An 11,176-nucleotide genomic window follows, 5' to 3' on the forward strand; every position below is an offset into this window, starting at 1 on the left:
CAATTTCTGGATCCGCGGAATCTCGACCTTCGGATCGGGACAGTCGCCGCTGCTGATCCTCGACGGCGTGGAAATCACCAACCAGATGCTCAACAACATTCCGCCCGAGACCATCGAATCGTTCTCGGTGCTCAAGGACGCCACGGCAACAGCCCTTTACGGATCACGCGGCGCCAACGGCGTGATGCTCATCACCACCAAGAATGGCCGCGATTCGGAGAAGATGACCGTTAACGTGCGGGCTGAGTTGGGCGTGTCGGCCCCGACACGCATTCCTAAGATCGCCGACGGTGTAACCTTCATGGAGACCTACAACGAGGCCTGTGCCACGCGCGGCGAGAATCCACGTTATAGCCGCGAAAAAATCATGGGCACTAAACTGGGGCTCGATCCCTACGTTTATCCCAACGTAGATTGGTACGACATGCTTTTCAAAAACAGCACCTTCAACCAGAACTTCAACTTCAACATGACGGGCGGGGCCAAGAAGATCGACTATTTCCTCAATGCCTCGGCGTTTAATGAGAACGGTATCATGCGCGCCCCCTCCACCTCGAAGTTCGACACAAACATCAATTCGCAGAAATACCTTTTCCAAGCCAACGTCTCGGCCGACGCCACCAAAACCACGCGCGTATCGCTGAAGATGAACACCCAGCTGCACTACAATCATGCACCCATCGAAAGCGTTGGTTCGCTTTTCACCTATGCGCTTTCGGCCCTGCCCTGCGAATTTCCGGCCACGCTACCCGGCGAGGAGACTGACACGTTCGTGCGTTTCGGCACCGCGAACGCTTGGGATGGCAACACTTTCATCAACCCCTACGCCCAGCTCTGCCGCGGTTACAGCGATAAGTTCCGTGGCCATTTCACCTCGGCACTGACCGTCTGCCAGAACCTCGACTTCGTCACCAAAGGGTTGAGCCTAACCGGCATGGCCACATTCTATAACCGCGTTTATTCGGCTGTCAACCGCTCGTTCACGCCGTTCATGTATCAACTCTCTAGCTACGACGTAGACGCTGACGGCAATTACAGCTACACGAGCTCCTCGACTAATACCGGCACAACCTATCTGGGAACCAGCCGCGGTCGCGATGGCTACCGGGAACTGGCGTTCCAGGTCAAACTCGACTATGCACGCACTTTCAATAAGAAGCATGACGTGGGCGCAACGTTTGTTTACCATCAAAAAGAGCGCAACATGAATATTTCCGATGCCGAGGAGTATGCCTCGTTGCCCTACCGGCAACAGGGCCTCGCGGGCCGTGTTACCTACGGATTCGACAAGCGCTACCTGATCGAAGCCAATTTCGGTTACAACGGTTCGGAGAATTTCGCTCCGGGCAAACGCTTTGGATTCTTCCCCTCGATCGCCGGCGGATGGGTGATCTCGAACGAGCCTTTCTGGAAGGGGATCAAAGATAAGGTCAACCTCTTCAAGGTGCGCGCTTCATACGGTCTGGTTGGCAACGACGTAATCTCATCGAACTACAAGGACCGCTTTCCCTACCTAAGCACCGTAGCTATGGATCAGATGTACGACGTAATGATCGGAACTAACTTCGACCAAAAATGGGGTCCCATCCTTTCGATCTACGGCAATGAAGATGCTACCTGGGAGGAGAGCCACAAGCTTGACATCGGCGTGGAGATTGGTCTGTTCGACAGCCTGAACATCATCTTCGACTGGTTCAAGGAGAAACGTTCGGGCATCTTCATGCAGCGTTCGTCACTGCCCTCGTCGTTCGGCATGTCGGGCATCACTCCCTGGGGCAACATTGGCAAGGTGGACAACCGCGGCGTAGACATCTCGATCGACTACAACAAAGCTTTCTCCAAAGACCTGATCCTCTCGCTGCGCGGTACGTTCACCTACGCCCACAACGAGATCGTTTCGATGGACGAACCCCAATACAAGTGGGGCTACCAATACAAGAAAGGACACCCGATCAACTCGATTAACTGTCTGATCGCCGAGGGACTCTATCGGGATGAGAAGGATATCGCCTCGTCACCCAAGAGCGTCTACGCGACCCGCTATCCGCTCCAACCCGGCGACATTAAATACAAGGACCTGAACAATGACGAAGTCATCGACGACAACGACAAGTGCTGGAATGGCAACCCGACAATCCCTGAAATCATATACGGATTCGGATTCTCGCTCAAATACAAGGGCTTCGACTGCTCAGCCTTCTTCCAGGGACAAGGCAAGATATCGCTCATCATGTACGATGCGCATCCTTTCTCGACCAAAGCCAAGCCGGGATTCGGACTGGTACAGTGGATTGCCGACGAGCATTGGAGCGAGGCGAGCCCTGATCCCGACGCCAAATATCCGCGTCTCTCCTCGCAATGGAACGAACACAACGGTCAAGCCAACACGCTCTACGTGCGCAATGGCAAGATGCTGCGTCTGAAGACCGCCGAAATTGGCTACTCCTACAAAATGATGCGCGTCTACGTTTCAGGAACCAATCTGCTGACTTTCTCACCATTCAAATACTGGGACCCCGAAAAAGGTTCGGGCAACGGATTGAGCTATCCGCTCCAACGGACGTTCAACCTCGGGTTCCAATTCAACTTCTAAACAATACCGCACGACCATGAAAAACATACTGATCACGCTTTCATTCCTGTTGCTGCTCACCTCATGCGAATACCTCGATGTCGTTCCCGAAGGCAAGGCCACGCAGGACGACATTTGGAAAACGACGCAACAGGCCGAGAAATACCGCTACTACATGCGCACTTACATGCCCAACCTGATTGGATATGACTGGTCGCCCGATCAGTTCGCCGGCGACGACATGATAACCGGCGGTGTGGGTACAACCTACTGGTTTTCCAGCAAGAGTCTCATCTACGGTGAGGAGAATGCTAATGTCACCTATTTCGGCAGATGGGCGCCTTACAGTACGAGCGGCGGTACAAACTATGACATCTACCGCGGCATCCGCTATGCCTTTTACTTGTTGGACAACGTCTACAAGGTACCGGCTATCAGTCCGGAGAATGCCGCCCGTTATGCCGGCGAAGCATGGTATTTGATCGGGTACTACCACCAATTGTTACTGGAATATTATGGTCCTATCATTCTGGTCAAAAGATACATTCCCAACGACGCCCCCGATTCGGAAATCTTTGTCCCCCGCTCGCCCTACGACGAGTGTGTGAAATACATAGCCGAATGCTATGACAAGGCAGCCGAACTGCTGCCCGAAACGGTCATCGATACCGAATTAGGACTTCCGACCAGGATGTCGGCACTGAGCTACAAGGCCCGCCTGCTACTCTATGCCGCCTCTCCGCTGGTCAACGGCAACTCCGACTATGTCGGATTCGACAATCACGACGGCACGCCGCTGATGAACACGACTTATGATCCCGAGAAATGGAAAAAGGCGATGGAGGCTGCGGCTGAAGCCATTTCTGTAGCCGAGAAATTCAACTCCGAACTCGGCCGGCAAAACTTCATGCTCTACACTTCGGCTGATTCGAGTCTGCCCAATGACGAGCGCGGTCGCCGCAACTACCGTGATGCCTTCACCAAAGAGCATTGGAACGGACTCGAATTTATCGAAGCCAAAGGCGACCGTGGTGGCTGTCAGACCCTGCAACAGTTGATGGGGCCCCGCCCGATCGCCAACAACATGTCGTTAGGCTGGAAGACCACCTCGGTTCCGACTATGGAGGCCGTCGAAATGTACTACACGAAGAACGGACTTCCGTGGGAGGACGACCCCGAAACCAAAGATATTGACCCCTATGCCTACAACGCCGAAGCCGGCACGGTCAACCTGCATCTCTACAAGGAACCGCGGTTCTATGCCTCAGTGGGTTACGACCGCGGCACGTATGAGATTGACGGCAAAGAAATCACGCTCTATCTGCGCGGCGGTGAATTGCATGGATCAACGCTCAAGGAGACCGATGAATATCAGAGTTGTACGGGTTATCTTTGCCAGAAATGGATTCCCAAGGCTTCAACCTACAGCATTCCGAGCAATTCGTTCAGTTTCTACTATTACGCTTACCCCTATCTGCGTCTGCCCGAACTCTACTTGAGCTATGCAGAAGCCGATTTCGAATATAACGGATCGCTGAGCACACAGAGTCTCGAATATATCAACCTGGTGCGCAAGCGTTGCGGCCTGCCTACGTTCCAAGCTTCGTGGGCCCTTGCCGGAGGCATTCCCACGGGTCAAAAACTGCGTAAGGTACTCCATCAGGAGCGCTCAATCGAGTTTCTGTTCGAAGGTCGCCGTTTCCACGACCTGCGCCGCTGGAAGGAAGCTCCCGAAGTGATGAACAAACAACCTCGCTCGTGGAACCGCGACGGAAAAACCGCCGAGGAGTTCTACCAGGTGATCGAAGCCAATCAGGGCGGACGTGTCCGTATCTTCGAGTCCCCGAAGAGCTATTGGATGGCAGTGCCGATGAGCGAAATCAATAAAAATCCGAATCTGGTGCAGAATCCCGGCTATTGATCGTTTTACACGCTAAAAATCAAATCTCATGAAAAAATACTTTTCGATACTTTACTGTCTCGCCGCGCTTGCCGCCGGATGCGACGACAACAACAAGGAGGCCCTCGCATTTGACCTGTCGACCGACGAATGGTCGTTTGCCAAGGAGGGCGGCACGCAAAACCTGATCGTTTTAGCCCCCGGAGTGTGGAAGGTTTCCGAGAAACCGGATTGGTGCACGCTGATCCCGGAGGGTGCCGAAAGATCGCGGGAAGTCAAGATCAACTGCTCGGCCAATACCGGAAAAAAGCGCGAGGGAACGCTTGTGCTGACCTGTGGCGATGAAACCCGCACGATTGCCGTGTTCCAGCAGGGAGCCTACATTGTAAAAGGCTTCCCCGTCGAATGGCTTTTTACGGCCGACTACTATGCCACAGGGAAATATACCAATGCCTTCGTCTTCGACAACGCCCTTCCGGCTGAAATCGGCGAAGGAACGATCAGCTATGTCCAAGATGCCGCGAATACGCGTACCATCCAAAAAGTTGTCGGCACAACCGGCCACCCTTATCTCTCAGGTTCTCTGACGGGCGATTACTGGCTTTTCCAGATTCCGGTCAAGGAGACGCTGCCTGCCGGTACAGTGATGCACATCAAGTTCATCACCCGTTCAGCGGCTGGAGCAGCCCGCTACTGGTCGCTTGAATACCTTGACAACGAAAGTTGGAAACCCATTTCTGCACAGCGCACCGCCCAAGTAGCCGGAGAATCAGTAATCTATACGCTCGATTTGGTCACAGACCTCACGGGCAACAAGAGAGTAGGTTCGGACAACGCACAGATCGACAATGATTTCACACTGAGCGCTCAGATCACTGCAGGCAACCGGTTGCAATGCCGGTTGCGCTGCGCTGCCGACATCGCCTGCAACGGTGAGAATCCCAACACAGGCAACCACCGTCTGGCAGGTGCCGTGGGAACCTCGCCGATAATCAGCGTCGTCTCCATTGACTGATTTTTTGTCACGAGAGCGGGCGGGCCGGGCCGAAGCCCTTCCGCCCGGTCTCTTAATAACCGAACTTATGGAACCGAACGAAAGACTGCTTTCATTGGATACCCTGCGGGGTTTTGACATGCTTTTCATCATGGGTTTTGCAGGCCTTATTACCGCAATATGTGCCCTTTGGCCCAATCCCATGACCGACGCCATAGCCCGGCAGATGGGTCATGTATCGTGGAACGGGCTGACCCAGCACGACACGATCTTCCCGCTATTTCTCTTCATCGCCGGAGTATCATTTCCCTTCTCGCTGGCCAAACAACGCGCCGGTGGAATCTGCGAAAGACGGATTCTGTTCAAGGTCATCCGCCGGGGAATGACGCTCATTGTTTTGGGAATGATCTACAATGGACTATTCCGCTTCGACTTCGCATCGCTGCGCGTGGCGAGCGTGTTGGGCCGGATCGGACTGGCGTGGATGTTCGCCTCCCTGCTTTACATGTATTGCAAAGTGCGCACACGAGCTGTTTTCGCGGCCGTCGTGCTGATCGGCTATTCGCTGCTGATGTACCTCGTCGTCGCACCCGACGCACCCGACGGCACCGATCCGCTTTCGGTAGCCGGGAATATCGCCGGATGGGTAGACCGCCAATGGCTTCCCGGGACATTCGCCTGTGGGTCGTTCGATCCCGAGGGATTGCTGAGCACGCTTCCGGCCATCGTCTCGGCGTTGTTTGGTATGTTCACGGGCGAATTTCTGCTCCGGAAACGGTCGTCGCTCAGCGGCAAACGGATTGCACTCTGCATGGCACTGGCCGCGGTGGCCATCACGGTAATTGGAATCATCTGGAATTGCTGGATACCCATAAACAAAAAACTATGGAGCAGTTCGTTCACCTGCGTGGTAACGGGCTATTCATTGGGATTGTTTGCATTGTTCTACTACCTGATCGACGTGCGGGGCTGGAAACGGTGGACTTTTTTCTTCCGCGTAATCGGGTTGAATTCCATCACGATCTATCTGGCGCAACGAATCGTCGGGTTCGGCGGCATTGCGAATTTCTTTTTCGGCGGGGCGGCTTCCCATTGTCCCGAAGCGATAGCACGGGTGATCAGCAACGCAGGCTATGTCGCCATATGTTGGCTGTTTCTCTATTTTCTCTACCGAAAAAGCACATTCTTGAAAGTTTAACCCATCTAAAATGGCCAGCTGTATCTTCCAATACAAGCCAACGTTCGTCTGCCGAGATTTCAATAAAGGCTAATTACACAGGGGATTGGGAGATTCTATCTTCCGCATTGCGACTAATCCAAAATCACAAAACGAACCAAAAAGTGAAGGTTCTTAATTAAAATAAATCATGAAAAAACGCATCTCTTTTCTAATGATTTTGATTCTTACTGCGATCTGTGGCGAGATCTCGGCCCAACAGGATGTGGTGCAGGGAGCATCTGACCTGTCGAAATACATCCTGACCCCGAAAGCAGCTCCAACACCACGCATCAACGGTGCCCGTATCTTCGGTGTGCGTCCAGGCTCGGAATTTCTCTTCACGATCGCAGCGACGGGTATCCGCCCGATGATCTTCTCGGCCGAAGGACTACCTCGGGGACTGAAACTCAACCCCGCTACTGGTCGAATCACCGGCCGCGTGAAGAAAACGGGAGAATACACCGTCCGCCTGAGCGCCGAAAATGCGCTGGGGCGCTATGAACGCGACCTGCGGATCGTCGTGGGTGACGAAATCGCTCTCACCCCACCGATGGGCTGGAACAGTTGGAACTGCTGGGCACGCGACGTCACACAGGAACAGATACTTTCTTCGGCACGCGCAATGGTTGAAAAGGGGCTTGCCGACCACGGCTGGAGCTACATCAACATTGACGACGGTTGGCAAGGCCGGCGCGGAGGCCGATACAACGCCATTCAGCCCAACAAAAAATTTCCCGACATGGCGGCGCTCACGCGCGAGATTCACGACATGGGCTTGCGGGTGGGCATTTACTCGACTCCGTGGATCGGTACCTATGCCGCTCACATCGGCAGCTACTCGGACCGTCCCGATGGCGAAAATGAATGGATCGAAAAAGGATTGCACAACGAGAACTATCGTTATCAAAAACCGGGCGGTAACTACTGGGAGGATCGGTGTGAAGTTTGGCACCACGGCCCTTACTCTTTTGTGGAGGCCGATGTAAAACAGTGGGCAGAATGGGGAATTGACTACCTGAAATACGACTGGCATCCGTTGAACTACTACCACGTCAGGGAGATGTTTGACATGCTCAGGAAAATCGATCGCGACATCATCTTCAGCCTCTCGAACAGTGCACCCTACGGCGACGCTCCGGTCTGGCAACGTTATGCGAACTGCTGGCGCACGACAGGCGACATCCGCGATACATGGGAAAGCATAAGCCGCATCGGGTTCTCGCAGGACCGCTGGCTGGCTTTCAACCATCCGGGCCATTGGGCCGATTCCGACATGTTGGTTGTGGGGATGGTGGGCTGGGGCCCCAAATTGCATCCCACGAAACTGACAGCCGACGAACAGTATACGCACATCAGCCTCTGGTCTCTACTCGCCTCGCCGATGCTCATCGGTTGCGACATCGCACAGATGGATGATTTCACGATGAGCCTGCTCACCAACGATGAAGTCAACGACGTCAACCAAGACCCGCTGGGCATACAGGCTTACCCCGTCTGGCAGGAAAACAAGCAAGTAATCTATGCCAAACACCTTGAGGATGGTTCGATGGCCATCGGCTTCTTCAACCAGGATTCGCAACCGGCGAAGATGGGCATTTCGCTCCGCCAGTTGGGATTGCGCGGCGAACAGACGGTACGCGACCTTTGGCAACAGAAGGACTTGATGAAAACTTCCGACCACTTCGAGACCGAAGTGGCGTCCCACGGCGTCGTACTCGTGAAGTTCTTGCCAGGGAACAGCCGTGCGCAGATAACTGAAAAACCGTAAGTCACTTCGCAGATCATAATTATTCTCAATTGCACACGTAGTTGAAAATCTTCTGCGCCATGAACGTAAATACGAATTAAGTCGATGAAACATTAAAAGCTACTTAAAACATGAAACGAAACTCATTCCGAAATCTGCTCCGCACGCTGGCCGGATCAGGGATCATCGCGGCCTGCCTCTGCTCGTGCGGGCCCCGTCACAACACCCTCACCGAAGCCGAAATCGCCGACGGCTGGCAACTGCTCTTCGACGGCAAGACGCTCGACCAATGGAAAGACTTCAACGGCGATTCGCTCACGCAGCCGTGGCACGTCGTGGACGGCTGCATCCAGGCCGCGGGCGACGGCAGCGACCTTTCGGGATACATCGTCACCAAAAAACAGTATGAAAACTTCATTCTCGACTGGGACTGGAAACTCTCCCCGGGCGGCAACAGCGGCATGCTCTACCATGTGGTCGAGAACCCCTATTTCGCGGTTCCCTACGTCACCGGACCCGAATATCAGCTGATCGACAACGACGGCTGGGAGGCGCAGAACGCCCCGACGAAACTCGAACCGTGGCAGCGGCTGGGCGTGGACTACGCCATGCATCTCCCGAACCCCGATTCGCTCGTCGTCAATCCGCAGGGCGAGTGGAACACATCGCGCATCGTCTGCGACAACGGCCATGTCGAGCATTGGCTCAACGGCCGCAAAATCCTCGAATTCGACGCCTGGACCGACGACTGGTTCGCACGCAAGAACAGCGGCAAATGGGAGACGGCTCCCGAATACGGCCTGGCACAGCGAGGCGTCATCTGTCTGCAAGACCACGGCTACCCCGCCTCGTTCCGCAATCTGAAAATCAAGGAGCTGCCGCGCAAGGCCGGCCGGGAGGTCGAACTTTTCAACGGCAGGGACCTCACGGGCTGGGAAGCTTACGGCACCGAGAAATGGTACGTGGATAAAGAGGGCAACCTCGTCTGCGAGAGCGGCCCCGACAAGCAGTACGGCTACCTCGCCACGCGGGAGTATTACGACGATTTCGACCTCACGGTGGAGTTCAAACAGCTGGCGAACGGCAATTCGGGCGTCTTCTTCCGTTCGTTCGTCGAGCCGCCCGTGAAGGTCCACGGCTGGCAGTGCGAGGTGGCTCCCAAGGGGCACGACACGGCGGGCATCTACGAATCCTACGGCCGCGGATGGCTGGTGCAGATTCCCGACGAGAAGGAGTCGGCGCTCAAGGAGGGCAAGTGGAACACGCTGCGCCTGCGGGTGCAGGGCGACCGCGTGCAAACGTGGCTCAACGGCGAGGCGATGGCCGACATCACCGATGCGAAGATCGGCGCCGCACAGGGACGCATCGCCCTGCAAATCCACGACGGCGGAGGCATCAAAGTCCTCTGGCGCAACCTCCGGCTCACGACCTTATAAATCCAAAACAACCTGAAGAAAATGAGTTCCCGCAGAGATTTCCTCAAAACGCTGGGCGGCATGACGCTGCTGACCGTCGTGCCGCGCAGCGTGCTCGGAGGCCCGAAATTCGTCGCCCCGAGCGACCAGCTCACCAAAGGCATCATCGGCGTGGGCGGCATCGGCAAGAGCAGCTACCACTTCACGTCGAACGACGCCTGCCGGCTGGTGGCGGTCTGCGACGTTGACCGGAACCACCTCGACAGCGCCGTGGCGCTGGGCCGCAAGAAGTTCGGCCAAAAGCTCGAAGCCTATCACGACTACCGCGACCTGATCACCGACCCCAACGTAGACATCGTACACATCGCCACCCCGCCCCACTGGCACGGGCTGATGGCCGTCGAAGCGGCCAAGGCGGGCAAGGACATCTGGTGCGAGAAGCCGATGACGCGCACCATCGGCGAGGGCAAGCGCGTGGTGGAGGCCGTCAAACGGAACGGCCGCATCTTCCGGCTGAACACTTGGTTCCGCTTCAAGGACACCTTCTACGGGCTGGGAACGACGGTCGAACCGCTGAAAAAGCTCGTAGACAGCGGCCTGCTGGGATGGCCCCTCAAGGTGACCATCTCCGGAGCCACGGGTTTCGCCTGGAAATTCTTCTGGGTGGGAAAGGAGAACCTCACGCCGCAGCCCGTTCCGGCGGAACTGGATTACGACATGTGGCTCGGCCCGGCGCCTTGGAAGCCCTACAACAAACACCGCGTGCACGCCACGTTCCGCGGCTACTGGGACTACGACGGCGGCGGCCTGACGGACATGGGACAGCATTACATGGACCCCGTGCAGTACCTGCTGGGCAAGGACGACACCTCGCCCGTGAAGGTCGAGGTCGATGCCCCGCAGCAGCATCCCGACGCCGTGGGCATCTGGCACCGGATCGTCTACACCTATGCGGACGGCTGCCAGATCGTCCTCGAGGGCGAAGGTTTCGAGAGCAAAGGCAAGGTGCCCTACATCGAAGGGCCGCTGGGCAAGGTCTATCAGGGATTCGAGTGCACGATCCCGAACGTCATGGAGAAGATCTCCGAGATGCCCGACCCCGAGCCGCAGAACACCGATTTCCTCCGGTGCGTCCGCACCCGCGAGCGCTTCGCCCTCGACGAGATCAAGGGACACCGCAGCTCGACGCTCGTGAACCTCGGGGCCTGCGCACTGAGGCTCAACCGCACGCTGCATTTCGATCCCGACAAGCAGCTGTTCGTCGGCGACGATGCCGCCAACCGGCTGATCGACCAGCCGATGCGCACGCCGTGGAAAATCTGACCCAAC

The 11,176-nt window shown here is 55.9% G+C and carries 7 protein-coding genes; all 7 read left to right on the top strand.

What is annotated here, in order from left to right; genetic code table 11:
- Window positions 1–2,593, top strand: a 2,593-nt coding sequence (locus BHV64_RS05615; RefSeq protein WP_288115634.1) for a SusC/RagA family TonB-linked outer membrane protein, incomplete at its 5' end; no start/stop codon positions are given.
- Window positions 2,594–2,609: 16 nt separating this feature from the next.
- A complete protein-coding gene (locus tag BHV64_RS05620; protein ID WP_015548090.1) occupies window positions 2,610–4,493 on the top strand; it encodes a RagB/SusD family nutrient uptake outer membrane protein in 1,884 nt (627 codons plus the stop codon).
- A 28-nt stretch (window positions 4,494–4,521) separates the two neighbouring features.
- A complete protein-coding gene (locus tag BHV64_RS05625; RefSeq protein WP_015548091.1) occupies window positions 4,522–5,487 on the top strand; it encodes a BACON domain-containing protein in 966 nt (321 codons plus the stop codon).
- Window positions 5,488–5,554: 67 nt separating this feature from the next.
- Window positions 5,555–6,664 (top strand): acyltransferase family protein, encoded by a 1,110-nt coding sequence (locus BHV64_RS05630; RefSeq protein WP_288115635.1) that lies wholly within the window; start codon window positions 5,555–5,557, stop codon window positions 6,662–6,664.
- Window positions 6,665–6,833: 169 nt separating this feature from the next.
- Window positions 6,834–8,453 carry a putative Ig domain-containing protein gene (locus tag BHV64_RS05635; protein ID WP_044054618.1) on the top strand — a complete coding sequence of 540 codons (1,620 nt, stop codon included), beginning with the start codon at window positions 6,834–6,836 and terminating at the stop codon, window positions 8,451–8,453.
- A gap of 110 nt (window positions 8,454–8,563) precedes the next feature.
- Window positions 8,564–9,868: a 3-keto-disaccharide hydrolase gene (locus BHV64_RS05640; protein ID WP_288115636.1), complete on the top strand. Its 1,305-nt coding sequence runs from the start codon at window positions 8,564–8,566 to the stop codon at window positions 9,866–9,868.
- Between the two features lie 21 nt (window positions 9,869–9,889).
- Entirely contained in the window at window positions 9,890–11,170 is a 1,281-nt protein-coding gene (locus BHV64_RS05645; RefSeq protein ID WP_195498374.1) for a Gfo/Idh/MocA family oxidoreductase, read from the top strand.
- Window positions 11,171–11,176 lie beyond the last annotated feature (6 nt).

Origin of the sequence: Alistipes sp. 56_sp_Nov_56_25, from assembly GCF_001915285.1 — a bacterium.
Lineage (GTDB): Bacteria > Bacteroidota > Bacteroidia > Bacteroidales > Rikenellaceae > Alistipes > Alistipes shahii.